General features: G+C 33.8%; 26 protein-coding genes. 20 read left to right on the top strand and 6 right to left on the bottom strand.

The annotated features are described in order from the left end of the window. The first annotated feature begins 149 nt into the window (after nucleotides 1-149). The 6 genes from NSQ89_RS13770 (at nucleotide 150) to NSQ89_RS13745 (ending at nucleotide 5335) form a co-directional block, all read left to right on the top strand. Entirely contained in the window at nucleotides 150-800 is a 651-nt protein-coding gene (locus NSQ89_RS13770; protein ID WP_095258113.1) for a class I SAM-dependent DNA methyltransferase, read from the top strand. 1 nt (nucleotide 801) lies between these two features. After that, nucleotides 802-1494, top strand: coding sequence for a 5'-methylthioadenosine/S-adenosylhomocysteine nucleosidase (gene mtnN, locus NSQ89_RS13765; protein WP_047944036.1), 693 nt, complete (start codon nucleotides 802-804; stop codon nucleotides 1492-1494). A gap of 136 nt (nucleotides 1495-1630) precedes the next feature. Further along, nucleotides 1631-2554 carry a cysteine synthase A gene (cysK, locus tag NSQ89_RS13760; protein ID WP_328283455.1) on the top strand — a complete coding sequence of 308 codons (924 nt, stop codon included), beginning with the start codon at nucleotides 1631-1633 and terminating at the stop codon, nucleotides 2552-2554. Next, a complete protein-coding gene (locus NSQ89_RS13755) occupies nucleotides 2555-3688 on the top strand; it encodes a bifunctional cystathionine gamma-lyase/homocysteine desulfhydrase (RefSeq protein ID WP_047944038.1) in 1134 nt (377 codons plus the stop codon). Between the two features lie 180 nt (nucleotides 3689-3868). Continuing rightward, entirely contained in the window at nucleotides 3869-4108 is a 240-nt protein-coding gene (locus NSQ89_RS13750; protein ID WP_082138418.1) for a YrhC family protein, read from the top strand. Between the two features lie 687 nt (nucleotides 4109-4795). Then, nucleotides 4796-5335, top strand: coding sequence for a hypothetical protein (locus NSQ89_RS13745; RefSeq protein WP_095322340.1), 540 nt, complete (start codon nucleotides 4796-4798; stop codon nucleotides 5333-5335). A 555-nt stretch (nucleotides 5336-5890) separates the two neighbouring features. Here the strand turns inward: NSQ89_RS13745 and NSQ89_RS13740 are convergent. After that, complete coding sequence (locus NSQ89_RS13740) at nucleotides 5891-6694, bottom strand: helix-turn-helix domain-containing protein (protein WP_341132783.1); 804 nt, start codon at nucleotides 6692-6694, stop codon at nucleotides 5891-5893. A 133-nt stretch (nucleotides 6695-6827) separates the two neighbouring features. Here NSQ89_RS13740 and NSQ89_RS13735 point away from each other — a divergent pair, with 133 nt between their 5' ends. From NSQ89_RS13735 to NSQ89_RS13725, 3 genes are read left to right on the top strand one after another with little or no spacing between them, the layout of a single operon-like run. Next, the gene (locus NSQ89_RS13735; RefSeq protein ID WP_095322342.1) at nucleotides 6828-7988 is read left to right on the top strand and encodes a Gfo/Idh/MocA family protein; all 1161 of its coding nucleotides are present in this window, start codon (nucleotides 6828-6830) and stop codon (nucleotides 7986-7988) included. A 26-nt stretch (nucleotides 7989-8014) separates the two neighbouring features. Further along, entirely contained in the window at nucleotides 8015-8752 is a 738-nt protein-coding gene (locus tag NSQ89_RS13730; RefSeq protein WP_341132782.1) for a ThuA domain-containing protein, read from the top strand. A gap of 51 nt (nucleotides 8753-8803) precedes the next feature. After that, on the top strand, nucleotides 8804-9907 hold the full coding sequence (locus tag NSQ89_RS13725) for a Gfo/Idh/MocA family protein (RefSeq protein WP_341132781.1): 1104 nt from the start codon (nucleotides 8804-8806) through the stop codon (nucleotides 9905-9907). 125 nt (nucleotides 9908-10032) lie between these two features. On the opposite strand, the gene NSQ89_RS13720 is transcribed toward NSQ89_RS13725, so the two are convergent. After that, nucleotides 10033-10821, bottom strand: a complete 789-nt coding sequence (locus NSQ89_RS13720) for a MerR family transcriptional regulator (protein ID WP_341132780.1) — start codon at nucleotides 10819-10821, stop codon at nucleotides 10033-10035. Nucleotides 10822-11294: 473 nt separating this feature from the next. Here NSQ89_RS13720 and NSQ89_RS13715 point away from each other — a divergent pair, with 473 nt between their 5' ends. Together NSQ89_RS13715 and NSQ89_RS13710 are read left to right on the top strand one after the other, a co-directional pair. Then, a complete protein-coding gene (locus NSQ89_RS13715) occupies nucleotides 11295-11549 on the top strand; it encodes a hypothetical protein (protein WP_095322344.1) in 255 nt (84 codons plus the stop codon). Nucleotides 11550-11816: 267 nt separating this feature from the next. Next, nucleotides 11817-12416: a GNAT family N-acetyltransferase gene (locus NSQ89_RS13710; protein ID WP_341132779.1), complete on the top strand. Its 600-nt coding sequence runs from the start codon at nucleotides 11817-11819 to the stop codon at nucleotides 12414-12416. Nucleotides 12417-13116: 700 nt separating this feature from the next. Here NSQ89_RS13710 and NSQ89_RS13705 read toward each other — a convergent pair. After that, complete coding sequence (locus tag NSQ89_RS13705) at nucleotides 13117-13323, bottom strand: hypothetical protein (RefSeq protein ID WP_047944047.1); 207 nt, start codon at nucleotides 13321-13323, stop codon at nucleotides 13117-13119. Nucleotides 13324-14956: 1633 nt separating this feature from the next. On the opposite strand from NSQ89_RS13705, the gene NSQ89_RS13700 reads away from it, so the two are divergent. The 4 genes from NSQ89_RS13700 (at nucleotide 14957) to NSQ89_RS13685 (ending at nucleotide 16709) form a co-directional block, all read left to right on the top strand. After that, entirely contained in the window at nucleotides 14957-15280 is a 324-nt protein-coding gene (locus NSQ89_RS13700; RefSeq protein WP_095320856.1) for a cupin domain-containing protein, read from the top strand. 950 nt (nucleotides 15281-16230) lie between these two features. Then, complete coding sequence (locus tag NSQ89_RS13695; RefSeq protein WP_095258117.1) at nucleotides 16231-16371, top strand: YrzI family small protein; 141 nt, start codon at nucleotides 16231-16233, stop codon at nucleotides 16369-16371. 26 nt (nucleotides 16372-16397) lie between these two features. Continuing rightward, nucleotides 16398-16550: a YrzI family small protein gene (locus tag NSQ89_RS13690; RefSeq protein ID WP_341132778.1), complete on the top strand. Its 153-nt coding sequence runs from the start codon at nucleotides 16398-16400 to the stop codon at nucleotides 16548-16550. Nucleotides 16551-16571: 21 nt separating this feature from the next. Then, on the top strand, nucleotides 16572-16709 hold the full coding sequence (locus NSQ89_RS13685) for a YrzI family small protein (RefSeq protein WP_082138421.1): 138 nt from the start codon (nucleotides 16572-16574) through the stop codon (nucleotides 16707-16709). A gap of 217 nt (nucleotides 16710-16926) precedes the next feature. Here the strand turns inward: NSQ89_RS13685 and NSQ89_RS13680 are convergent, their stop codons facing one another. After that, nucleotides 16927-18858, bottom strand: coding sequence for a fructose-1,6-bisphosphatase (locus NSQ89_RS13680; protein ID WP_341132777.1), 1932 nt, complete (start codon nucleotides 18856-18858; stop codon nucleotides 16927-16929). A 350-nt stretch (nucleotides 18859-19208) separates the two neighbouring features. On the opposite strand from NSQ89_RS13680, the gene sigK reads away from it, so the two are divergent. After that, complete coding sequence (sigK, locus tag NSQ89_RS13675; protein WP_095322346.1) at nucleotides 19209-19928, top strand: RNA polymerase sporulation sigma factor SigK; 720 nt, start codon at nucleotides 19209-19211, stop codon at nucleotides 19926-19928. A gap of 137 nt (nucleotides 19929-20065) precedes the next feature. Here the strand turns inward: sigK and NSQ89_RS13670 are convergent, their stop codons facing one another. Then, nucleotides 20066-20386 (bottom strand): hypothetical protein, encoded by a 321-nt coding sequence (locus NSQ89_RS13670; protein ID WP_047941334.1) that lies wholly within the window; start codon nucleotides 20384-20386, stop codon nucleotides 20066-20068. 311 nt (nucleotides 20387-20697) lie between these two features. Here NSQ89_RS13670 and NSQ89_RS13665 point away from each other — a divergent pair, with 311 nt between their 5' ends. The 4 genes from NSQ89_RS13665 to NSQ89_RS13650 all read left to right on the top strand — a co-directional run bounded on the left by NSQ89_RS13665 (nucleotide 20698) and on the right by NSQ89_RS13650 (nucleotide 24419). Then, on the top strand, nucleotides 20698-21153 hold the full coding sequence (locus tag NSQ89_RS13665; protein WP_141231674.1) for a hypothetical protein: 456 nt from the start codon (nucleotides 20698-20700) through the stop codon (nucleotides 21151-21153). 162 nt (nucleotides 21154-21315) lie between these two features. Continuing rightward, nucleotides 21316-22080, top strand: a complete 765-nt coding sequence (locus NSQ89_RS13660) for an N-acetylmuramoyl-L-alanine amidase (RefSeq protein ID WP_172867096.1) — start codon at nucleotides 21316-21318, stop codon at nucleotides 22078-22080. Nucleotides 22081-22201: 121 nt separating this feature from the next. Then, nucleotides 22202-22402: a hypothetical protein gene (locus NSQ89_RS13655; RefSeq protein ID WP_047941331.1), complete on the top strand. Its 201-nt coding sequence runs from the start codon at nucleotides 22202-22204 to the stop codon at nucleotides 22400-22402. 235 nt (nucleotides 22403-22637) lie between these two features. Continuing rightward, the gene (locus NSQ89_RS13650; protein WP_047941330.1) at nucleotides 22638-24419 is read left to right on the top strand and encodes a M3 family oligoendopeptidase; all 1782 of its coding nucleotides are present in this window, start codon (nucleotides 22638-22640) and stop codon (nucleotides 24417-24419) included. A 156-nt stretch (nucleotides 24420-24575) separates the two neighbouring features. Here the strand turns inward: NSQ89_RS13650 and pssA are convergent, their stop codons facing one another. Then, nucleotides 24576-25115 (bottom strand): CDP-diacylglycerol--serine O-phosphatidyltransferase, encoded by a 540-nt coding sequence (gene pssA / locus NSQ89_RS13645; protein ID WP_047941329.1) that lies wholly within the window; start codon nucleotides 25113-25115, stop codon nucleotides 24576-24578. Nucleotides 25116-25153: the final 38 nt, after the last annotated feature.

The following is a 25153-nucleotide window of genomic DNA, read 5'->3' as shown; positions in this document are numbered from 1 at the left end:
TGATAAAAGATTGAAAATAGGGAATAAACTTACTATTTTTAACATCTTGATTACAAAAAGAAAGATATGATAAATTAAGAACAAGAAATATTTAAAACCATAGTATACTTATAGGAATTATATATTTAAGATAACAGGGGTGCAATGCTATGGGAAAAGAGTTTCTTGAGATTTTTGAACAATGGGCGGATTCTTACGATGACAGTCTCACTAACAATAAAGAATACGAAGCTGTTTTTCATAAGTACGATTATATATTAAAAATGGTGGCAGAACGCGCCACAGGGCATGTTGTTGAATTTGGGCCAGGTACAGGAAATCTAACTGTTAAACTGATTGAGAAGGGTTTAACGGTTACTGCCATAGAACCATCGCCTGCGATGAGGAAGTTGGCGCTGGAGAAAATTAATACAAAAGCAACAATAATAGATGGGGATTTTCTTCACTTTAAGCTAGATCATCAACCAGATACCTTTGTAAGTACTTATGCTTTTCATCACTTAACCGATCAAGAAAAAGAAGAAGCGGTTAAACAGTATAGTAATCTCCTCCCTTTAGGTGGTAAAATAGTGTTTGCAGATACCATGTATGTCACTAAAGATGCGTACAATGAGGCAATTAAGAATGCCAAGGAGAAAGAGCAGCATCATTTAGCAGAAGACTTGCAAAGAGAGTATTATACAACAATTCCCATTCTAACTGAAATTTTAGAGAAGAACGGTTTTTCCACATATTTTGAGAAGATGAACGACTTTGTATGGATGATGGAAGGGGAAAAAATAAGCGAAAGAGGTAAGTGAATTGAAAATCGCAATAATCGGTGCAATGGAAGAAGAAGTAACTTTATTACGTGCAAAAATAGCAAATAAAAAAGAACAGACAATCGTTGGATTTCAGTTTATTGAAGGTGAATTATTTGGGAAAGAGGTTGTTTTACTTCGTTCCGGCATAGGAAAAGTGAATGCAGCAATGAGTACAACAATTCTATTGCAAACATTTAAACCAGACTATTTAATCAATACGGGTTCAGCAGGAGGATTAAATCCAACACTTGAAGTTGGAGACGTTGTTATTTCGAATGAAGTACGTCATCATGACGTAGATGCCACTATTTTTGGTTATGAATACGGCCAAGTTCCACAAATGCCAGCAAGCTTTAAGGCGAATGAAAGGTTAATTGCCGCAGCAGAACAAAGTGCAAAGGAAATTGGCAATCATTCTGTAGTGACAGGTTTAATTACAACTGGTGACTCTTTTATCAATCAACCAGAAAAGGCAGCCTTTATTAAATCAAAATTTGAGAATCTTCAAGCTGTTGAAATGGAAGCAGCTGCAATCGCTCAGGTTGCTTATCAACATAATATTCCATTTGTTATTATTCGCTCTTTATCTGATATTGCTGGGAAGGAATCCCATTTATCTTTTGACCAATATTTAGAAAAGGCGGCTGTTCATTCAGCAAATCTCGTATTAGGAATAGTTGAAAGAATATAAAGAAGGACAGAAGGGGAAACCCTTCCTTTCTTTCTTTTTAAATTCGAGTAAACAACTGTGAATAATAAGTTTAAAGATTTTTTTTGTTAGGAAGAAACTTGTTATATAGGGGAAAAATAAGTGGGAGGTGTGGAGTTTGAATGTTTATCGAAATGTACATGAGTTAATAGGTCATACACCAATGCTTGAATTGACTCATTTTTCATTACCTAAAAATGTTCATTTATATGCGAAATTAGAATTTTGTAATCCGGGTGGAAGCATAAAAGATAGACTGGGTTATGAATTAATTCAAGAAGCGATAAAGAGTGGAAAGCTTACTAAAGGTGGAACCATTATCGAGCCTACTGCCGGTAATACAGGTATTGGGCTAGCTCTTGCCGCATTAAATACAGGAATAAAGGTAATAGTTTGTGTGCCTGAAAAATTTAGTATCGAAAAGCAGGAAATTATGAAGGCATTAGGGGCGGAGATAATTCATACGCCTACTTCCTTAGGCATGCAAGGGGCAATTGAAAAAGCGAGAGAGTTGCAGCGGAACATACCTAATGCTTATGTACCAGGACAATTTGAAAATGAAGCAAATCCAAATACTTATTATAAAACACTGGGGCCAGAAATATGGGAGCAATTAAATCATCAGGTTGACATATTTGTTGCTGGTGCTGGCACAGGCGGTACTTTTATGGGAACAGCCCGCTATTTAAAAGAACAAAATCCAGCTGTCAAAGCGGTAGTAGTAGAACCAGAAGGCTCTATTTTAAATGGCGGGAAAAGTGGACCACATAAAACGGAAGGAATTGGGATGGAATTCATACCAGCCTATATGGATACCCGCTATTTTGACCAAATTTATACCGTTTCTGATTTAGATGCATTTGAGAATGTGAAGCTTGCAGCTCAAAAAGAAGGTTTGCTTGTAGGAAGTTCCTCTGGAGCCGCTTTATATGCCGCTGTACAGGAAGCGCAGAGAGCAGAAAGTGGCAGTAATATCGTTGTAGTTTTTCCAGACTCAAGTGATCGTTATATGAGCAAAAAAATATTTGATGGAGGGATTTAAATGAAAAGAAAAACAAAATTAATACATGGTGGAATTCCTGGAGACCCGCACACAGGAGCAGTCAACGTTCCGATTTATCAAGTAAGCACTTATAAACAAGACGGAATTGGCAATCATAAAGGCTTTGAATACTCTAGAACTGGAAACCCTACTCGCCATGCATTAGAAGAGCTTATCAAGGATTTAGAAGAAGGTACAAGGGGCTTTGCATTTAGTTCTGGTATGGCGGCAATTACTGCGGTTATGATGCTATTTAAGAAGGGGGATCATATCCTCTTAACAGACGATGTATATGGAGGAACCTTCCGTGTGATGACAAAGGTTCTAAATAAGTTTGGAATAGAGGCAACCTTTATTGATACAAGTGATATTAACAATATTCAAGAGGCTATAAAAGAAAATACAGTAGCTTTGTATATTGAAACACCAACGAATCCCTTATTAAAAATCACAGATATTGAAGCCGTTTCACGAGTCGCAAAAGAAAATGGATTATTAACGATTGTTGATAATACTTTTTCTACTCCTTATTGGCAAACGCCATTAACATTGGGAGCGGATATTGTCCTTCATAGTGCCACAAAGTATCTTGGTGGTCATAGTGATGTGGTATCCGGCCTTGTTGTTGTAAAGGACGAAAAATTAGGAGAAGAGCTACATTTTGTGCAAAATTCAACAGGAGGTGTGTTAGGACCACATGATTCTTGGCTATTAATAAGAGGGATGAAAACACTAGGAATTCGAATGGAAGAGCATGAAAGTAATACAAGACAAATCGTTGCATTTCTAGAAAAACATCCAGCCATTACAAAGGTATATTATCCAGGACTGCCTGCACATCCAAACCATGAAATTAGCAAGAAACAAGCACTTGGTTTTGGAGGAATGGTAAGTTTTGATGTGGGAAGTGCCGAAAATGCTGATAAGCTGTTAGATAAAGTGAAGTATTTTACACTTGCAGAAAGTTTAGGGGCTGTAGAAAGCTTAATCTCAGTTCCAGCAAGAATGACACATGCCTCCATTCCTGCTGAAAGAAGAGCAGAGCTAGGGATAACAGATGGTCTTGTGAGAATTTCCGTTGGATTAGAAGATGTAGAAGATTTAATGGAAGATCTAAAACAGGCATTACAATAATGATTGACAAGAGATTTACGGATAGTAAACCTATTTGTAAATCTCTTTTTATGGATGAATCGTGATGGAGAACAATAATATTTTCCATAATATCACAATTTAGCTATTGATTTCATAAAGCTTATTCTACTATTCCTATGTTATGGTAATTATATAGTTTAGTAGAAAGTAGGGGAAGAAATGGAGAAAAAGATAAAAATTTTAACAGATAAGATATCTGATTATCAGCAATTTGGCACCGTTTTGCTAGCTGTTGGAGCATTTTTTTATATAGGAGTAATTATTCCTAAAATGGATAAGGTAACAGGTTATAATGAGGGCATGCTTATTACTTCGATTGTCTTCTTAAGTGTTTCGATTTTATTCTTTGCCAAAGCGAAGAAATTAAAAAAACTTTTGGATAAATGGAAAGAATCGTGATGGAGAGGAAAAGGATGTTAGACAATGAGATGCCAGCTAAAGCAACACCCGAACTTATAGGAAGTGGCTGTGGAAACTTCGTATAATTGTTTGGGTTTTTTATTTGTTTAAAGATTGCTTTATGATGTTTGTTGTTATCACGATCTGCGCTTGAAAGGAAGAGGAAGAAGGTAACAGAGAAACGAGATCAGTGCACGGAAGGAAGAGAGACCGAGAAAAAAGGTAAAAGAGTGTTTGCTGGTCAATGAAAAGAGACTTGAGATGCTGAACCCCTTTAATTGTTCCTCTGTCGACACCCTTGCGTAAATCCCTATCAAGGTTATTTTGCTCCTCTCTTTATTTCTTTACAATATAATGATAGCAATCTTGGATAACTTTATTCGTATTAGGACCTTCGATAATGTTGATCTTCAAGTTGTCATCACCTCATTAATCTATATGAAGTAATGGCTTGTACTTAGTAGTCTGAAAATTTGACTATTTAAGGCCTTTATTAAGAAAGTCATAGGCTTTGTTTACTAACTATTAGGTTATCCCTATATAACTGCGCTTATTGATCAATTAAAGCAGTTCCTCTAGTGTTGTGTGGAAAATATTCTTATATAATAAACAGGGCAGATTAGCGCAAGCAGGGAAAATTTGGATTAATAAAGAATAAATATATTATTAAAGTGAATGGAGGCCGATATGATAAAAGAAAAAACACCATTTGTTATTGCCATTTCTGCTGTATCTGGAGGAGGAAAAACAACAATAACCAAGCTATTAAATCAGAAATTACATAATTCAAAGATACTGTTCTTTGATGAATATAATTTCAATGGTCCAGATGATATTATTAACTGGGTAGATAATGGAGGAGACGCTAATGATTGGGATGTAAGTCCTTTAATAAAGGACTTACAAGTTTTATTAACGGAATCGCTTGATTATATAATCTTAGACTTTCCATTTTCTTATAAACATAGTCAAGTAAGTAAATTCATTGATTTCTCCATATTTATTGATACTCCATTAGACATTGCATTGGCACGGAGAGTAACTAGAGATTTTTGCAATAGATCAACGGAGGATATTTTATCGGAGATGAAAAATTACACTTCTAGAGGTAGGCGTGGTTATCTAAATATGCTTGAAACAATTAAACCTGATGCAGACTTTGTTATTGATGGTACCTTACAAGCAGCAGAAGTAATAAATGTTATACTGGATAATTTAAAAAATTAATCTTATCAGTAAAATTATTTGCAGCATTACATGTAAAGTAACCAGGTTCGTTGATTCAAGATGGATTAACGCTATTGGATATATATAAGTCTTCTGGGGAAGAATAGCGCAATATAGTTAATGGTTATCTTTATGAAATTTATAATACTTGTTATTTTATAAGAGGTGTTTAAATGAAAGACAACAAAAGGACAGCCATACTTATTCTCTCTGTTATAATTATCGTTGTAATTGCTTCAAATATTTTAAAGTAATAGATTAAATAACAGAAGAACCGAGCTGCCATAAGTTCTATGCAAAGGAAATAAACTTAGTGGATGCTACGAGCTTCTTTTTTATTGTCCTTTATTCCCTTCTATATAGCCGAATGGAAAGACTATTCTTCCTCTTCATCAACTGTTTAAAAATAAGACTGTCCGCAAAAAGTGGACAGTCTTATTTTTCTTTTCCAAGTCCATTTCATTTACTTAAGCAGATCAAAACTTCTTGCGTGGAATGTCAAAAGCACATGCATACAAACTAAAAGTCTCATACCTTAAAACCTTGATTTAGAAATCAGATAGTAAGAAAAGGATCCAGATCACTAAACTGCCGAGGGTGCCTTTCTCGATACTCCTTTGGTGTACATTGTTTTATCTTTAGAAAGTTTCGATTGAATGAACGTATACTTTCATAACCACATAAAAAAGCTATTTCCGAGATATTTTTATCTGAATAAATTAAAAGATAGGATGCATGATTCACTCTTGTTCCGTTTAAAAAATCAACAAAAGACATATTAACATTGTTGTTGAAATATTTCGATAAGTAATTATAATTGTACCCCAAGTTACTAGCGATATTTTTTAAAGAAATGGCTTCGGTAAAATGATTCTGGATGTAAGTTAATAATTTATGTAATAAATCTTGATCTTGCTTTTCTCCTTGAACTAAGCTTGTTTGTTCCATTAGCTCAGATAATAACAGATAAAGAGATGCTTTTTGTTCAAGAAGATTTGCATTATCGTTAAAAAGCGCCTTAGTGAACAGGGTATTGGCTGCCAATGATAGGTTAAAAATCGGATTTTTCAGGGAACTATTTTCTATCATCTTATAAAAAGTGGGGACATATTCAGGCGAAAAGACACAAATATTAGCACGAGAATGAGATTTTGTAACAAATGAATGAATTTCATAAGGCAATATTAATAAAAATTGTCCAGCCCTCACATGATAATTTTTTTGACTAATAATAACTTCCATTTCTCCCTCAAGGAGGAATAATACTTCAAAGCAACGGTGCAGATGACTTGGAAAGTTTAAATCAACCGTTTGATAGTTTGCTATTAAATTAAAATGGTGTGCTTCATATATTAACATACGAAAAAACCATCCTTTAGTGAATACTAAATTTTGTCTAGGATTATATAAGTTTTTACTTGTTGTGTCAAACCTATTGATGATAGATTTATTGTTAACATCGTTATTTTATTATATGAAAAGGAGACACGCTATGGAAAAACTTCGAATTGGAATGGTCGGCTATAAATTTATGGGTAAAGCACACAGTCATGCTTATCGGGATCTTCCACTCTTTTTCCCAAATACTGTTCATCCTGAAATGAAGGTTATTTGTGGGCGGGATCAAAATGGTGTGACAGTTGCAGCCAAACAATTTGGCTGGGAGGAATATACAACCGACTGGAAGATCCTCCTAGAACGAGATGACATTGATTTAATCGATATAAACGCACCTAGTAATGTACATAAAGAAATTACCATTGCCGCTGCTAAGGCCGGCAAGCATGTTTTTTGCGAAAAACCGTTAGCGCTTACATTGGAAGACTCACGTGAAATGCTTGATTTAGTGGAATCTGCTGGTATCAAACATATGGTTGGATTTAACTATCGCTTTGCCCCTGCTGTTATGCTCGCTAAGAAACTTATAGAAGAAGGACGTCTTGGAGAGATCTATCATTTCCGTGCTTGGTTTTTACAGGATTGGCTTGTAGATCCCAATTTCCCTCTAGCATGGAGACTTCAAAAGGAAATTGCTGGTTCCGGTTCTCATGGGGATCTTGGAGCGCATCTCATAGATCTGTCTCACTATTTAATCGGAGATATTACAGAAGTTATCGGTATGAATGAGACCTTTATAAAAGAACGGCCAATTCCTTCACAGATGATGGGCTTATCAGCAAAAGGTAGTGATAGTGATAAAAAAGCTGAAGTGACTGTAGATGACGCGACACTATTTTTGGCTCGTTTTGCGAACGGTGCTTTAGGAAGCTTTGAAGCTACCCGTTTTGCTACAGGGCATCGCTGTACAAATTCTTTTGAAATCAACGGAAGTAAAGGAAGCGTTATCTTCGATTTTGAACGGATGAATGAGCTACAAGTGTATTTCACAGATGATAAGGAGGATGTGCAAGGATTTCGCCGTGTATTAGCAACTGACCCTTCGCACGCCTTTGCTGAAAATTGGTGGCCGCCAGGGCATACGATTGGCTATGAGCATACATTTATTCACGAGATGGTTGAACTTATGGAATCCTTCCGGCAAGATCGACAGCCTGTTCCGAACTTCCGTGATGGTGTAAAGTGCCAGGAAGTCTTAGAAGCCGTTGATTTATCCATTCAAAATCGTCAATGGATACGAATTTCTGACGTTTAAAAAAAGTTAAGGGAGTTGCTTATACTATGAAAAAAAATGCATTAATCGTTTGGGGTGGCTGGGATGGTCATCAGCCTGAACAGATAGCAGAAATTTTTAAAAGAATCCTCGAAGAAGAGAACTTCCAAGTAGAAGTATCTAATTCATTAGACTCCTACGCAGACAAAGAAAAATTAAAAGGGTTAGATCTAATTGTTCCCCACTGGACAATGGGAGAAATTGAAAAAAAGTATATCTTAAATATTTCTGAAGCAGTAGCTTCTGGTGTTGGTCTAGCTGGATGCCATGGTGGAATGTGTGATTCCTTTCGTAATAATGTTGACTGGCAATTTATGACTGGCGGTAATTGGGTTGCCCATCCTGGAAATGATGGCGTAGAGTACATGGTCAATATAAAACATACTTCTAGTCCACTATTAGAGGGGCTCTCGGATTTTAAAGTTACTAGTGAGCAATATTATCTTCATTACGATCCTGCCGTTGAAGTGCTCGCTACCACCCGCTTCCCGGTTATTCATGGACCACACTCTGCCAATAAAGCAGTAGATATGCCTGTAGTTTGGACCAAACGCTGGGGCTTGGGAAATGTGTTTTATAATTCATTAGGGCATCAAGCTTATATCGTTGCTATGCCAGAAGTTTCACTCATTATGCGCCGCGGATTTCTATGGGCCTCTGAAGGAAAAAAACGTATTGAAAATGTAGACACGGCTTCTAGTTATGAAAACGTACGTAACTATACAGGTATGGGGGACAGTCAATAAGGAAGGATACAGCAAATATTATAAGAAACATAATGAAGCGGAGGATTTCTTATGAGAAAACTTAAAATTGGCATCATTGGTTGTGGAAATATCAGTTCCATTTATATGGAAAACTGCCCGAAGCTTCCTTATCTCGAGCTTGTGGCTTGTGCAGATTTAGATACAGAGCGTGCCCGTTCTCAAGCCGAAAAATTCGGTATACCATTGGCCTATTCCGTTGCAGAACTACTCTCGGATCCAGAGATAGAACTAGTGATAAACTTAACAATTCCTAAAGCGCATGCCTCCGTAAGCATCCAGGCATTAGAGGCCGGTAAACATGTCTATACAGAAAAGCCACTTGCTGTGACACGCGAGGAAGGACAACTAATTTTAGAAGCTGCTAAAAAGCATAATCTTCTCGTTGGTAGCGCGCCAGATACCTTCTTAGGTGCTGGTATTCAAACTGCTGTTAATCTGATTGAGCAAGGAGAAATAGGAGTACCAATTGGTGCATCTGCCTTTATGATTGGCCGTGGTCATGAGCATTGGCATCCAGACCCTGCCTTTTATTATGATACTGGCGGCGGTCCTATGTTTGATATGGGACCGTATTACTTAACAGCATTAGTGGCTCTATTAGGACCGATTAAACGAATTTCTGGTTCCACACGCATTAGTTATCCAGAAAGAACGATACTTAGCACACCAAAAGCAGGCACAAAATTAAAAGTATCAATACCTACGCATATTTCAGGAGTGATTGATTTCGCTTCAGGTGTAATTGGAAGCATTACGACAAGTTTCGATGCTTTCGGCGGTACATCATTACCTCCTATTGAAGTCTATGGAAGTGAAGGTACATTACTTGTTCCTGACCCTAACACTTTCAGCGGTCCTGTGAAAATAAGAAAACGTGACGAAAAAGAATTTAAAGAAGTTCCTCTTACTTATGGATATACCCAAAATAATAGAGGTCTAGGCGTTGCTGACATGGCCAGAGCAATTATCGAAGGTGGAAAATATCGCGCAAATTGTGATTTAGCCTATCACGTTTTAGAAGCAATGTATGGATTCCATGATTCATCAGATAATGGTCAGCATTATCTGATGAAAAGTACATGCGACCGCCCAAAATCCTTGCCCTTAGAGGGAAATGAAGAGGAATTCGATTAAAAACACGAGCAAAATAAAATATCTTCCCCTGTACTTCGAGCTTTTATCGAAGTACAGGGTTAAAATTAAAGACTAAACAATAAATTGCCTTTATCTCCTTGCTGGAGAAAATTTGATGAACGTAATCAATTACTATTATCTTGCCGATTAAGATATACCTTACTGCGAATCAATTCATCCATAGCCTTTCCTATAAACATCTCTTCTTCTTTGTTAAAAGCACTAGGAAATAAGTAAGGATTTGGCTCCTCAAAAGAACCTTCATTTTTTTCGAGCTGTTTTCTCGCTACATCATCTAATAGTGGTTCTACTTTAGGTTTCATAACAGATATCATCTCTTCGATGTGTGCAAGAACGTTAGTATCATTAGGTGCCTTTCCTTCTTGAATAAATCGTTTCATTTTACCAGTCCATGTGGCCATTTCCTTTTCTAATTCAAGTTGCACCGTATGCGAGTGTAGCTTATTATGCACCGAATCGGACGAATGTTCACTAATCCAACGATTTCGAGCCTCCTCATTTTTCAAAGCATGAATGAGTACAAGCAACGAATCGTGATTGATGGGTTCGGGTCCGGAAACGATACTTTGAACGCGGGTAATGGCTTGTAAAACCGTTTCAATCTGTTTTCGCTTTTCTGCCAGCATCTGTGCCTGATTGACCAGTGTCATTGCTAAATTTTGCTCCGGTTGCTTAAGATATTCTGAAATTTCTCCAAGTGACAAATCCAAAAACTTTAGTATTAATATTTTTTGAAGCTGGGCGATGGAATTGTTGTTATAGATCCGATGTCCATGTTCTGTGTATCCAGAAGGTTTCAATAGCTCCATCTGATCATAGTGACGCAGTGTTCGTACAGTGACTCCAGTTAGCTTTGCAAATTCTCCAATAGAGTAATTTTTCTCCATTGACATTTGTTATCACTCCCTTTCATATTGAACTTTAACACTTGACGTTACGTCAAAAGCAAGGGCTTTTTTAATTTTAATTTTATTATTAGGAAAATTTAAATTAATGATTGTCTGTTTATTACCAAATCTGATACATTAGCTGCCAGTAATTACAACATCCAACTAGTTTTTTTATAATACATTGCAACTTTTTTCGAATTTATCATTATTCTTGTTTTTTTTCATTAAAAATAGTTAACATACCTTGTCGTCCCCCTAACATCATTTCTTTTAACTTAGGCTTAAATTCTAATGCATGAGACACAGCATTAATTTCTGGTAATAAGACTAATCACCATGACCAACCAATGATTTCAGTTTACTTTAAAATAATAAAAAACATAATAAAAAAGATACCAAATAGTAAATCTTCTAATTGCCAAACTTCACCAAATCACTTACAATAAAAGGTATAAATGACCATATTTGGAGGTATTATGAAAACAAAACAATTTACAATAGGTTATAATTGGGTTGTAACAATCCACGAAGAATATTCCTTATTCAAAGATTTAGCCAATGAATTTAAATACTCAGTTGTTGACTCAGATAATGAAACAATTACTATCTTTACAGTTTCTAATTCTCATGTAGATTTTGAACACACATCTTATAATCTACATCCTGTAGTTGGTTTCGATGACCAACGTACCATTGAAATCAAACATAAACCTTATGAAGAAGAAGAATAAGGCACTACGCCTTATTTTTTTGTATTAAAATAGACCTCCTCAATTAAGGTAAGTTGTTCAGATAATGTGGAGAAAATGTTAAACCACATCAAAAACGCAATAGAAATATCTCTATAAATAAATGAGAAATTGCACATTAAATAACAGTTGAATTAACACTGTCAATTAAAAAGTAGCATTCGATTAAGAAAAGAATTATACTTTTTTCTTTATCTTGCGAAAATTTCATATATAATGTGAATAACAAAAAATGATAGAGGTGGTTTTATGGAGATTGAAAAAATATTCGGTAACTTACCTAAATTAGAAACAGAACGTCTTATACTAAGAAAAGTAACTTTAGAAGATGTTGAGGATATGTATTACTATGGTACAAATGAAGATGTATCCAAATATGTTACTTGGAAAACGCATAAGACATTGTCTGATACGAGGGAATATATTGAATTTATACTAAGCCAGTACGAGAATAAGAAAATTGCTCCTTGGGGGATAGAGTATAAAGAAAACGGAAAGTTTATCGGAACTATTGATTTTGTTTCGTGGCAACTAAAACATAATATTGCTGAAATCGGATATGTCATTTCTCAAGATTATTGGGGAAAGGGCATCGCACCAGAAGCTGCAAATGAAGTTATTAAATTTGGCTTTAACAATATGGATTTGGTTCGTATCCAAGCGAGGTGTGATGTAGAAAACATCGGTTCAGCACGAGTAATGGAAAAAGTAGGAATGACTTTTGAAGGAGTAATTAGAAAAGGTATTTTTGTGAAAGGAAAACATCAAGATATAAAAATGTACTCTATTTTAAAAGAAGAGCGCTCCTCTATTCATAAACCTAAAATAGAAAATGCAAATAGATTATAAGCGCTTGAAATTTCAAACTGCTTATCTTATATATATAAATTATCAAATGAACAATTTGCATTTCGATATAATAATATGTTGTTTCTAAATCGTTGCAATTTAGCCAAGTTTTTGTCCTCCCATTGCATCATCTAATCCAATTTACCTTATCATTCTATTATTGTTCCGAATGCCATCAACCCATATAAGAAACTCTTCATCTTTGAGAAGGTTTTAAAAAACATATCAACTACTTCACTCTCACTATATTCGTAGTATTCCGCATAATTCTTTACTATTTCTCTGACCTGTTCAGATATTAGCCAATCCACTTTATCAGCAATATTATTCTTAGGTTTGATGAATTGCACGATATTTTTCACGCCATTTAAAAGGTAATCCAATTAGTATAGTAATTAACACCCATTTTAACACCTCAATTTTCATAGTGGCAATAGCTATTGTCACTATGTTATTTAGTATGCGGTTTTCATTGCGATTTTATATATTTTTTACAAGAACATTAATAAAAACTACAAAAAAAAAGACCAGATCACTATGCGATTGGGTCTTTAAATTGATATACTATTTTGAATGTATCACCACAAAAACTGAACTACTTACAATTAAGGTTATCTCCTTTTCATATACAATATTACTAATTCTGTCTCAAAATCCACTGCATCTACAACAATAATGCCAGTTAAAAGGAAAGCCTTCATTACTTTTGGATTAATTTTATTAAATGATGAGCAGAGATTGCGGATACCGGTATAACAATAAGTCCAATAATTATAATTGTAAATAAATCAGCTGTCGGACTTAATGGAATCCATCTATTGAACACATAACCTACTAACTTCACATACAATACAAAAAAAACTATCATTATAAAATAAAAAATTATCCTATCTTTATATCTGCTCATTTCCAATTCTCTCCTATTTAATATTTTTCTATCCTCATATTAACTCTATGTATGAAATATTTCTTTAATTTTTGAATTAATAAAGAAAAAATGCTCCATTCCAAAGAAAAGACTGTGTGAGGTCATCATTATTTTATATCCATTCAAATCATTATATATGCTGTTTATTTCTAGGATAAACGAAATCCTTGTTTTTCTTAGAAGGATTAAACTCTTTTAAACTTAGCAAGAGTAGTATTAAGTGCTTTAGCATTTTGTAGCTTTATCTCCTTTTTTTCAACATAAGTTTTAGAAGTTTCATTCTTCATTACAATAAGGTACAACGTTAAAAGATGTATATTTATAGTCTCACAGTCTACAATAACTAATTCTTCAATTACCCTTTTCACAATTTCACGATTGTGCTTAAAAGAAAATTCGTTTTTCTTATTCTTCATACATTTTGCTGAATAGCTTTGAAGGGGAAATGTTTTGAAAAAAATTTTTAAGTTTGGATGTTTAGGGATTTGTCTTAATCGTTCTTATTATCGTTTTAGCTTAGTTTTTGGAGGCGAAGCTGATTCTAAGCTGCTTCTAAATCGGTAGATAAATCTACTTCTACAGAAAATGCTTCAGATGCAAAAAAAGAAAAAAATCTTCTAATAAGGAAGGCGTATTAACCCAAGAAAAATTTGATTAAATTAAAGATAGAATGACTTATAAAGAAGGAGTAAAAATTGTGGCACCGAGGGAAAATAATGTAAGAATTATGTAAAAAAGGAAGAAAGTTCTACTCTGTAGTCTATTCTTATAATGGTGACAAGTTAGGCTCCACTGTCACTTTAATGTTTATAGGCGACAAACTTCAAAACAAATCACATTTGGATTAGAATAAGCGAAAAGCCCAATTCATTTGTGAAGGGCTTTTCTTTTGCATACATTTTCTTTATTATGATTGAATAGATAACAAAATAACGGGAGAACATTGCGCTTTTCGGAAAATTTACAATTACTTCAAAAAAATCAAAGCATTAATGAACAAGATTGGTAAAATTGGCTGGAATAAAAAGATAAAATAAAATCAATGACTGGAATACAATTAATTATTTTTCGTTGTAAATCTTTGATCATTTGTCGATTTTCTATTAGTTCTAAAACTACAATTCAAGTTGCAATAACAAATTTTCTCGTTATAAAAAGGCATAATAAAACAATTGCTATATATCTCTAAAACTTTTGTTTTGGTAGTTTTTTTAATATATATAAAGTGATGTGCCTATTATGAGTAAAAAGAATCAAATTTTAGTTGCTATATTACTTATTATGATGTTAGTTTATTTTATTTGGGGAATGTTATTACCAACCTCTAGCTTATGGCTCAAAATTTTTAATTTATTATTCATGATTGGTTGGGGAATATTATTTTTTCGCATATGGAAAAGTAAACAAAAAGAATAACAAGATTATTTACTTTTCATTTTATTTTTATCTGCATAGGCAGGTTGTTTTAAAAGAAATATATCTAGTAAAATATTCTTCCACCTTTAACATATAAATTACCCATAAAACTTTGTTTAAAGGCTGTTCAGCTGATGAGATTATTAAAGTTCTAAAAATTTAATTTTGAAGAGAGATGATTCACATGGAAAGTTTATTGCAAAAGATTAATTTATTAAATTTAGTTACTGATATAACAGATTATAAGAATTTTGTAGTAGCTGAAATCAATGATCATGTTTTGAGAATTGCTGTAATTGATGGTGAATTTCATTGGCATGAACATGACACTGACGAATTATTTATGGTTCTAGAGGGAGAACTCATAATCGACTTAGAAAACAATAAGACTATTAAATTACTACCTGGTGAAATTTTTAATGTACCAGCACATACACAACATAGAACCCGGTCTAATGGTAGAACTGTGAATCTCTGTTTCGAGAAAAAAGATAATGATATAAATGGATCCACTTATTAAGTGCCAATACCTTGATGCAGCTTGAATCAAAAAAACGTATCCTAATCCAGATTCCAATATCATAAGCCGATTTCTTTTAGGGAGAATCGGCTTATTCTAACTAAAAATTTTTGAGGTATATTTTTGAATTATCTTTTACTGTTTTTTCCATAGCTAAAAAATAATGATGACAAAAATAATTACAAATACAATTATGATAATATTTAAGCGCTATTTTGAATTAATATTCTCTAAGAACCAAAGGCTTTTTGACTTTTATAAATTTTCTTTATCAGCTTGGTTTGGAAAGGGAAAAGCTGGAGAGATTATGATTGAATATAATTTTCTTTATAATAAAAAATACCATACCATGAATTTTCCACTTTCTAAGAACAGGAGATAAGACCCAAAAAAGAACTTGAAAAAGACAAATTTGAATATTGCTAACAGCAAAAATAGAACGTGTTTTCCTTGTCCTCATTCTACAAAAATTCCGCTTGCAATCAGATACTTCCACAAGTTTTTGGCTCGAAGAATTGTGAACATACTGCACAATGAAACACATTATTTCTTCCATTTGAACAGCAGGCAGAAATAACAAAAACCCTAAAAAAGCGAGTGGAATATCCATTTTTTCAAAAAAAGGTTTACAAGATTGGCATTCGAGGATATAATTACCAATGTGAGAACAAAAAAAATCGAAGGAGGTTGAATAAAATGATCAGAATTTTACCAGAATTAAACAATGTAGTACTAATTGAATATTTAACGTACACGAATTCAACCGCTTCGGAATGGGATTATTTATCTTAGTTTTCATTTAACTAAAAATATCCAACCGCAGGGTAGTCGTGTCCTGCGGTTTTATTATGCCCTTTTTAAGCCGCAGATCAGTCTATTTGCGGTTTTTTTGTGCACTCACAAGAAAAAAATTCCATTTATGGAAAAAATGAAGTTAGGAGTAAAAAAAGATGACATTAAATCTAATTTTTTTAACAGTTACGTTTAAGAAAAAGCAATATACAAATGCAGAATTTTTACAAGAAATTGAAATGGAAAAGAGAATAGAAGAAAATCGCAGAAAACTACATGAAATGGGCTATAGGTTGTAAAACATTCACGTTTAGGAGGTGAAGACATGACCTTAAATATTTTCTTTATTACCATAACTATAAATAAGATAAGACCGACGGAAGAAGAACAAAATCATTTACAGGAAATCGAGCAAATATTCGAAGAAACGAAAACAAAGCAAATTCGTTCTGGATATTTTTCGAATTTCCATTACTAATAATAAGAGGAGGTAATAACTATGATAATAAATATGCTGTTTTTTACCATTACCGTTCATCCCAAAAAGATGACAGCCGAAGAAATTACTCATCAGCAAATGATTGAAGAAATCATGGAAGAAAATAGAAGAAAACAATATTCAATAATACGTTTCTAAGAAAAATAGAAAAAATAAAAATTAAGGAGAGGTGGATAAAAATGTTTTTAATTATTTTACAGAGTCGACAATCAATCTTATGGGCGGATAAAGATACAGACTAACGTAGGAAAAGAAATGTAATGTAACAAGTTCGCAAAACAGAAGTTCACCAGAAAGAAGAATACCGAAAAGAACAAGCAGTGGGAAATAGAAAGCCACACTACTTGTTCTTTTCTTATTTTTTTAAATAGCGATACTCTAATAATCGATTTAAATCATTCATTTGCTCTAGCAATTTTTGCCCTACATTTGTTTCAAGTACCTTTTTTCGTTTTAATTCTCTGTCTACTACTCTTTTTACCGATAAGACATCGGTACCATTTTCTAACACATCTTCTTTTGAAGTAAAGCGCTTATGGGCAACCAATTGCATGCCATAGGAATTATATAATAAGGTGTAACCGGCAATTCCTGTTTTGGATTGATAGGCTTTGGAAAATCCTCCATCTATCACAATCATTTTTCCATTCGCTTTAATTGGGTTTTCTCCATTAATTTCCGCAACAGGTGTATGACCATTTATAATATGCCCCTGATCAGGATTTAAATCAAATTCCTCCAAAATATGGCGGCATACCTCTTCGTTTTCCCGTAAGGAGTAGTAAGGATTCTTTTTTTCTTTATGTGTTTCTTTTTCTTTAATAAAATATCGTTCAAATGTAGTCATATCTTTTTTGCCAAATAACGAGGAATTTTCCCCAGTCCATAAATACCAAACTAAATCTGTTGCAAAGTCATCGGTTATTTCAGGATGATTAAAGCTATAACGCAAATAATATTCAAAAAGATCAAATAATTCTTTTCCTCGATAATCTTTCCCGTCAATACACATCGATTTCATTGTTCCATCTTCATTTAATGGAATACAACCATGGATTAATAAATTGCTATTATATCTTAAATATAAACTCCCCTTATTTATAAGAAAATGAATATGTTTTGCTAGTTTCTCAGAATGTTGAATCGAAAAAAGCAATTTATTGATCACTTGCTCCTCTTCTTCTAAGAGGAGAGATGGATCTTTCGGATTGATTGTATTAAAACAGGTATTTTCTAGTGAATAAATTCTGCCATTTAAATCAATGGTATTATTTTCATAATCGATTTTTTCTAGAAGCAGGCGGTGGTGCATTTGAAAATCAGGTCGTCTTTTAATAATAGGCATTTCAAGTTTAAATTGAATAATAGAAATAGCTTGATGAATTTTTGTGATTTGTAAAATATTTTCGTCTGTATTTTCTTTGGCATTCATTTTTGGACGAAAAGCTTTATTATCTTTATAATACTTATTTGCTAAGTTTAAGAGCGGACGTAAATTTATCCCATAGGCATCCTCGATAATATCTAAATTATCATATCTAGCACATATCCGAATAATATTAGCAAGACAGACTTTAGATCCTGCATATGCACCAATCCATAGAACATCATGATTCCCCCATTGAATATCCACGGAATGATAATCCATTAATGTATCGATGATTTTATCAGGGTATGGCCCCCGGTCGTATATATCACCAACAACATGCAAATGATCGACAACCAGTCTTTGAATAGTATAGGAAAGTCCGATAATTAGTTTATTAGCTTGTCCCAGTGTAATAATTCTGTTAATAATGCTTGAATAATAATCTGTTTTATTATTTAATTCATTTTTTTCATATAATAATTCTTCAATAATATAAACAAACTGTTGTGGTAATGCTTTTCGAACTTTTGAATTGGTATACTTGGAGGATGCATAAGAAACTAAGCGAATCATTCGTTCAATTGTATCCGCATACCATTGATCCAGTTCTTTTGTATGAACAAATGAATTCACTACTCTTTTCAATTTTTCTTCTGGATAATAAACCAAAGTGGCGAATTCATCGATTTCAGCACTGGAAAGCTCTTCTTTAAATAAATCGCGAATTTTTTCTTTCACATTTCCTGAACCATTTCTTAACACATGTTGAAAAGCGTGAAACTCACCATGCAAATCGCTGACAAAATGCTCCGTTCCCTTAGGAAGATTTAATATTGCGTCCAGATTAATGATTTCTGTTACTACTTTTTCTTCCGAATCATATTTTTCTGTAAGCAAATCTAAATATTTCGTATCCATTTGGTCCACCCCCGAGTAATAGAAAAAAAGTTATTAATATATGTATTATACAAGGTAATAAAGAGAATTTAATAAGATTTTAATAATAAATGGAAAATAATGCATAGCTTCGTATCGAACAAGGAGATTTTCTATGTTCAGCCTGTGAATTACTAGCAGCAAATAGCACCTTTACAGCCTGCCTTTTTATCGTAGAAAGGTATTTCCTGCTGATACCCACTATATGCAGACTATAAACCAAAATAAAATATATTTTCCAAAGTTTATTGTCGTTTGGACGTGCAAAACCTACTCTCTTTTCACATAGTAATGAAGTATAGGCAAATGTCCTTGAATGTGGAGGTGGAAAAATGTCTGGAATCTTATTGTCAATTGGAGCTTTACTCAAAGAATTAGTTTTTCTTGTGTCCTATGTAAAGAATAATGCATTTCCCCAACCATTATCAGCGAGTGATGAAAAAAAATATTTACGATTGATGGCTGAAGGAGATTCGCATGCAAGAAATATGTTAATAGAGCATAATTTACGCTTAGTTGCTCATATTGTAAAAAAATTCGAAAATACAGGTGAAGATTCTGAGGATCTAATTTCGATTGGAACCATTGGACTAATAAAAGGGATAGAAAGCTTTTCTGAAGGAAAAGGAACAAAATTAGCTACTTATGCTGCCCGATGTATTGAAAACGAAATCCTTATGCACCTGAGAGCTTTGAAAAAAACCAAAAAGGATGTTTCCCTGCATGATCCAATTGGTCAGGATAAAGAGGGGAATGAAATTAGTCTTATTGATGTTCTAAAATCAGAATCGGAAGATGTTGTAAATACGATTCAGTTGAATATGGAGCTTGAGAAAGTAAAGGAATATATTGATGTTTTAGATGAAAGAGAAAAAGAAGTAATCATCGGCAGGTTTGGTCTAGATTTAAAGAAGGAAAAGACGCAACGAGAAATTGCAAAAGAATTAGGGATTTCAAGAAGCTATGTTTCAAGAATAGAGAAAAGAGCATTAATGAAAATGTTCCATGAATTTTATCGAGCAGAAAAGGAAAAAAAGCGGAAAAATGAATAAAAACTTTACATAAGGATGTTCTATAGATTTGCATTCTTATGAGGAAATCGTTTTATATAGACACATCGATAACGTATTTAAAGGATAGAAGAGCAGCTTAGTCGCTTAGTTTTTTAAGGTTGACTAAGCGGCTTTTTCTATCTTTTATATTTTGCGTAATGAAGGGATTCTGTATTGTCGGTTGCTACCGTTTTTACAACTTCGCCTTGCCGATTTTTATAAATTTCATATTCACGGTAAACTTCCACTATAAACCCATCTTCTTCTTTTGTTTCTTCTAATTTATATTCAAGATCCGGAGCTCCAAATATTTCATCTCCATTACTGCTAACTTCTTGCTCTTCCTTTATAGCTCCGTAAAAGAGAACATTATTTTTGTTAATTTTTGCGGTTGGTGTTTCTATGTAAGCAATAAAACCCAATAGAATGATAATGGATATTAAAGAGATTTTTTTCATTTTGTCTCTCCTCCTTCCATACATTGTATGCATGTCCTTTAGAAGTATGCGAATAAGAAAAGGGGGAATGACTGCATAATTGGAAAATTTAATCATTTTTGGAGTGGGTAAATCATATCGTTAGAAAGGTACAGGCCTTCCTTTTTTTATAATGAGAAGGGAACATTAACAAACTTAGAATGCAAAAAATGTCTCACAAAAATTTTCACTTCTTGTAAATGTTTTATAACATTTGTAATATACATGAAATATAAAGATGCTGCAAAGCAGAAAAGATTAAAGTTTATCGAAGGGGTTGAAGACCTGTGTTTATGAGACATATACTATTCATTACATTATTGATATCCTTTATTAACAATTTCTGGCCCATTCCTAATATAGATGATTTGCAGGGTGTTACATATCAAGAGGGTGCCGAAATTTCCATTTCTGAGCTAAAAGATACGGTAAGAAGTATGCAAAAAAAAGCTGATATCAACTCCTATTTAACGATGAAGCATGAAGTAGTAAGTGGGGAATTATATAACAATGAAGTTTGGAGATTTGACTTGGGTTTAAAAACACCATATCAATTTACTGCTGAAAATGACAGCATCGACATAGAAGGTCTGCAAAAAGGAATGGTTAAATTTATCGTGTTTTTTAGTTTTGGAGAAGATGAGAATTCCATTATCAGTAAGTCCATATATTATTGTGATGAAAATGATTCCATTCATGAGGTGAAATTTATCGAGAATACAGAAAGAGAGAGTATTATCTTTTCATAAAAGAAGTAAATCAAGAGAGAAAAATTATCTATCTTTTCAGCTCTGCCTATTATGCAAGCAGTTTCCCGGAGATAATAGGGGTAGATCTAACATTGATATATAGGCTTTTAAACAAGCGAATTTTCACCACCTATCTATACTATTAGAAAGGTGGTGAAAAGCATGGTTAAAATTTTTATCGATCCTGGTCATGGTGGTTCAGATTCTGGTGCAGTTGGAAATGGGCTGCAAGAAAAAAATATTACCTTAAGTATTGCCCGACAGGTTAGAAGTTTTCTTCTGAATGAATATGAAGATGTGGAAATTCGGATGAGTCGCAATAATGATTCAACTGTAAGTTTACCCGCAAGAGTAAAAGCTGCCAATAACTGGAATGCTGATTTTTATCTTTCTATTCATGTAAATGCTGGTGGGGGTAATGGCTTCGAAAGTTATATTTATCCGGGAGTTGGCGCACCTACGACCACTTATCAGAATGATATTCATAAGGTAGTTATAGATGAGACAGGATTTAATGATAGAGGAAAGAAAAAAGCAAATTTTCACGTATTAAGAGAAACAATCATGCCTGCTTTGTTAACAGAAAATGGGTTCATTGATACAGTAGCAGATGCGAATCAGCTAAAAGATAGTAATTTTATTACGAAGATTGCAAGAGGGCATGTCCAAGGATTAGAAACGGCCTTTTCTCTGCAGAAGAAGAAAAGTCAATCACCAATCTATCGTGTACAAATTGGAGCATTTAAGGAAAAGGAAAACGCAGAAAAAAAAGCAATGGAAGCAGCTGAAAAGGGATTTGATACAGCTATTTTATTTCGAAACAATCTGTTTAAAGTACAAATCGGTGCATTTAGTAATAGAACGAATGCGGAGCGTTTAGCAGAAAAAGCGAAGAAAGCTGGATTTCATACGTTTATATCTCCTTAGAAAGAGAAATAACATTTTTAAATAATTAGCGGATATATAGGAAAAAGTTAGAAACGGGACAATTGCCTAAAACATTCACAACAAATTAAGAATATTTTATAGAAAGGGAGGAGGAGAATAAATGGCTGGTTATGGATACCCAAACCAAGTACCAGCAGCTGTTCCGCTTGGTGGAATGGGACCTGCACCATTTGGCTATGGTGCCCCTTATCCTGCTTATGGCGGTGTATATGGTGGTTTCTGGTACGCATTTTTAATCATTCTTTTTATTGTTATCATTCTATTTTGGGGTTTTTGGGCATTTGGTAGTTTTTATCGCTAAGGGAAATAGAAAAAAAATTAGATGTTGGAATAGTAAATATAGTGATTGCTGATGAAATAATGGACAATACAAGCAAGCTGCTTCATATCGACTCTAGCATCATGTATCTTTTTAAGATAACGATGCTTTTTCTTTTGTTATCAGAAATATTTTACTATTTTTACAGAAAGAATGGAAATATTTCGATAGTCAAACTATAATGACATAGTAGTAGCAGTGAAAGGAGTGGAGAAAAGTGAAGATAGAAGAATATCAAGCTACATGGGATTTAGAGGGTTTATTTCCTGGAGGAAGTAATTCTCAAGAGTTTAGAGAGCATTTAGCTATGTCAATGGATGAAATCGAAAAATTATCAGCATATGTACATAAGTATGAGCCATTACAGGAGACGGACAAAGATTCTTTGCAGCAAATTGTGAATCAGTTTGAAGTTGTCGTAAAAAAAGTAAGACAAGCAGGTGCTTTTGTCAGCTGTTTAGAGGCGCAGAATATGGAGGATAAAGGAGCAAGTACATTAAGAGGTAGAGTAACTGAATTAAGTGCTGTGTTTCAAAATGTGTTAACGGTTCTTGATGGGAAATTATCCTTATATAGTGATATGGAATGGGATTCCTTATTTAAAGGAAATAATCTAGAAGAACTTTATTTTGTGCTGTCAGAAAGAAGAGCGGCTGCTAAAGAAAAATTATCTGAAGAAGAAGAAACATTGATAAATAAATTAAGTGTTGATGGCTATTATGGCTGGGGCCAAATGTATGATACCGTCGTTGGGAAAATTCAGATTCCTTTTGATGAAGAAAATCTCTCCGTTGGACAAGCTGCCAATAAATTTTCCAATCCTGAACGCGCAGTTAGAAAAAAGGTGTTTAGAGAATGGGAAAAAGCATGGGATGCAAATGGGGAAATTCTTGCCAAAACATTAAACCATTTAGCTGGTTTCCGATTAAATGTTTATGGGATGAGAGGCTGGACTAATTTCTTAAAAGAACCGTTAGCGATTAATCGGATGCAAGAAGAAACATTGCAGGCGATGTGGAATGCAATTTCGAAGAAAAAACAGCCATTTGTACAATTTTTAAATAGAAAAGCTAAATTGTTAGGATTAGAAAAATTAAGCTGGTATGATCTGGATGCTCCTCTTGGTAAAATAGAAACAAAAATGTCTTACCAAGAAGGTGCCGAATTTATTATTAAACATTTCGAGCAATTTGGTACGGAAATGTCAGGATTTGCAAAGAAAGCGTTCGAAGAGAGATGGATTGAAGCAGAAGATAGAAAAGGGAAAAGGCCAGGGGGCTTTCACACCTATTTCCCTGAGAGTGCTCAGTCACGCATTTTTATGACGTATTCTGGTACGCCGTCAAATGTTTCAACTTTAGCCCATGAATTGGGCCACGGTTTTCATACATACGCTATGCGGGATATGCACACATTAAATAGAAATTATGCAATGAATGTGGCAGAAACAGCGTCTACATTTGCGGAAATGATAGTATCAGATGCAGCATTAAAGGCTGCATCATCAGAGGATGAAAAGCTGGTCTTATTAGAAGATAAAATTCAGCGATCTATAGCATTGTTAATGAATATTCATGCTCGTTTTCTTTTTGAAACAAGATTTTATGAAGAACGTCAAAATGGATTAATTTCAAAAGAGCAATTAAATATGTTAATGCTTAACGCACAAAAAGAAGCATATGGGGACGCTTTAGATGAATATCATCCTTCTTTCTGGGGCTCAAAATTGCATTTTTATATTACAGGTGTACCTTTTTATAATTTCCCTTATACATTTGGTTTTCTATTTTCACTTGGAATCTATGCAAAAGCATTGGATGAAGGAAAAGGCTATGAAGAGAAATACATTGCCCTATTAAGAGATACAGCAAGCATGACAGTAGAAGAATTGGCATTTAAACACCTTCAAATTGATTTAACAAAAGAGGATTTCTGGAATAGTGCCATTGATCTTTGTATTAAGGATGTAGAAGAATTTTTAGCGTTAACGAATGAATGAAAGAGCTTTTAATCTGATTTTTTAAAGGATACAGTAAGGAATAGAATTAAAGGAATTCGTTTAAAAGGAAAAATGTAGATAATAGACCTCCTACATACCAAAAGCTGCTGGTGTGTAGGAGGTCTTAATTTTTTGATGAATAGCTTTAGTAAATGCTTAGATTTTTCTCCATTTGAAACTTCCAATCATCAGAATGGAAAGAATAAGCATAAGAAATAAATAAATATGGCTCGGTATAAAAGTGAAAAATAGACAGCTAAAGGTTAAAATACATCCAGCTGCAGTTATCGGCAGGCCTGTAAAAAAACCATGACTTTCCGTAATGTTAAATCGAGCTAATCGAAAAGCGCCACACACAATATAAAGGACTGTAAAGAAAGATCCTGGTGCTCCCAACTCAAATAAAATACCTTGGTACACTAATAATGCCGGTGCTACCCCAAATGAAATGATATCACTCATAGAATCAAGCTGTTTGCCAAGCTCTGATTCGATATTGAATTTTCTGGCAGTCATTCCATCCAGTCTATCTGCTAATGCAGCGATAAAAATAAGCAGTAGACTTAATTGGAGATGTCCCTTTAAACTATAGATAATTGCAAAAGCACCTAATGAAATATTTGTTAAAGTTAACACATTAGCGAGTTGAGTTTTAATTTTCTTGATGGTTTGTTCTAAAACTCCATGTAAAAACATTAGATTCACTCCTAGTATGAAATGATTTGCATTTCATA

Origin of the sequence: Niallia sp. FSL R7-0648, assembly GCF_038007005.1 — a bacterium.
Lineage (GTDB): Bacteria > Bacillota > Bacilli > Bacillales > Cytobacillaceae > Niallia > Niallia circulans.
Note: the sequence above shows the minus strand (reverse complement) of the source record. Positions and strands in the feature narration are given on the sequence as shown.

Excerpts from the sequence above, each read along its gene's own strand:
- sigK (WP_095322346.1), top strand. The coding sequence starts at position 19,209 with ATGTCTGGAATCTTATTGTCAATTGGAGCTTTACTCAAAGAATTAGTT.
- NSQ89_RS13705 (WP_047944047.1), bottom strand. The coding sequence starts at position 13,323 with ATGAGCAGATATAAAGATAGGATAATTTTTTATTTTATAATGATAGTT.
- NSQ89_RS13730 (WP_341132782.1), top strand. The coding sequence starts at position 8,015 with ATGAAAAAAAATGCATTAATCGTTTGGGGTGGCTGGGATGGTCATCAG.
- NSQ89_RS13725 (WP_341132781.1), top strand. The coding sequence starts at position 8,804 with ATGAGAAAACTTAAAATTGGCATCATTGGTTGTGGAAATATCAGTTCC.
- NSQ89_RS13745 (WP_095322340.1), top strand. The coding sequence starts at position 4,796 with ATGATAAAAGAAAAAACACCATTTGTTATTGCCATTTCTGCTGTATCT.
- NSQ89_RS13710 (WP_341132779.1), top strand. The coding sequence starts at position 11,817 with ATGGAGATTGAAAAAATATTCGGTAACTTACCTAAATTAGAAACAGAA.
- NSQ89_RS13695 (WP_095258117.1), top strand. The coding sequence starts at position 16,231 with ATGACATTAAATCTAATTTTTTTAACAGTTACGTTTAAGAAAAAGCAA.
- pssA (WP_047941329.1), bottom strand. The coding sequence starts at position 25,115 with ATGTTTTTACATGGAGTTTTAGAACAAACCATCAAGAAAATTAAAACT.
- NSQ89_RS13715 (WP_095322344.1), top strand. The coding sequence starts at position 11,295 with ATGAAAACAAAACAATTTACAATAGGTTATAATTGGGTTGTAACAATC.
- NSQ89_RS13685 (WP_082138421.1), top strand. The coding sequence starts at position 16,572 with ATGATAATAAATATGCTGTTTTTTACCATTACCGTTCATCCCAAAAAG.
- NSQ89_RS13740 (WP_341132783.1), bottom strand. The coding sequence starts at position 6,694 with ATGTTAATATATGAAGCACACCATTTTAATTTAATAGCAAACTATCAA.
- NSQ89_RS13750 (WP_082138418.1), top strand. The coding sequence starts at position 3,869 with ATGGAGAAAAAGATAAAAATTTTAACAGATAAGATATCTGATTATCAG.
- NSQ89_RS13660 (WP_172867096.1), top strand. The coding sequence starts at position 21,316 with ATGGTTAAAATTTTTATCGATCCTGGTCATGGTGGTTCAGATTCTGGT.
- NSQ89_RS13690 (WP_341132778.1), top strand. The coding sequence starts at position 16,398 with ATGACCTTAAATATTTTCTTTATTACCATAACTATAAATAAGATAAGA.
- NSQ89_RS13665 (WP_141231674.1), top strand. The coding sequence starts at position 20,698 with ATGAGACATATACTATTCATTACATTATTGATATCCTTTATTAACAAT.
- NSQ89_RS13735 (WP_095322342.1), top strand. The coding sequence starts at position 6,828 with ATGGAAAAACTTCGAATTGGAATGGTCGGCTATAAATTTATGGGTAAA.
- NSQ89_RS13680 (WP_341132777.1), bottom strand. The coding sequence starts at position 18,858 with ATGGATACGAAATATTTAGATTTGCTTACAGAAAAATATGATTCGGAA.
- NSQ89_RS13770 (WP_095258113.1), top strand. The coding sequence starts at position 150 with ATGGGAAAAGAGTTTCTTGAGATTTTTGAACAATGGGCGGATTCTTAC.
- NSQ89_RS13720 (WP_341132780.1), bottom strand. The coding sequence starts at position 10,821 with ATGTCAATGGAGAAAAATTACTCTATTGGAGAATTTGCAAAGCTAACT.
- NSQ89_RS13755 (WP_047944038.1), top strand. The coding sequence starts at position 2,555 with ATGAAAAGAAAAACAAAATTAATACATGGTGGAATTCCTGGAGACCCG.
- NSQ89_RS13655 (WP_047941331.1), top strand. The coding sequence starts at position 22,202 with ATGGCTGGTTATGGATACCCAAACCAAGTACCAGCAGCTGTTCCGCTT.
- NSQ89_RS13670 (WP_047941334.1), bottom strand. The coding sequence starts at position 20,386 with ATGAAAAAAATCTCTTTAATATCCATTATCATTCTATTGGGTTTTATT.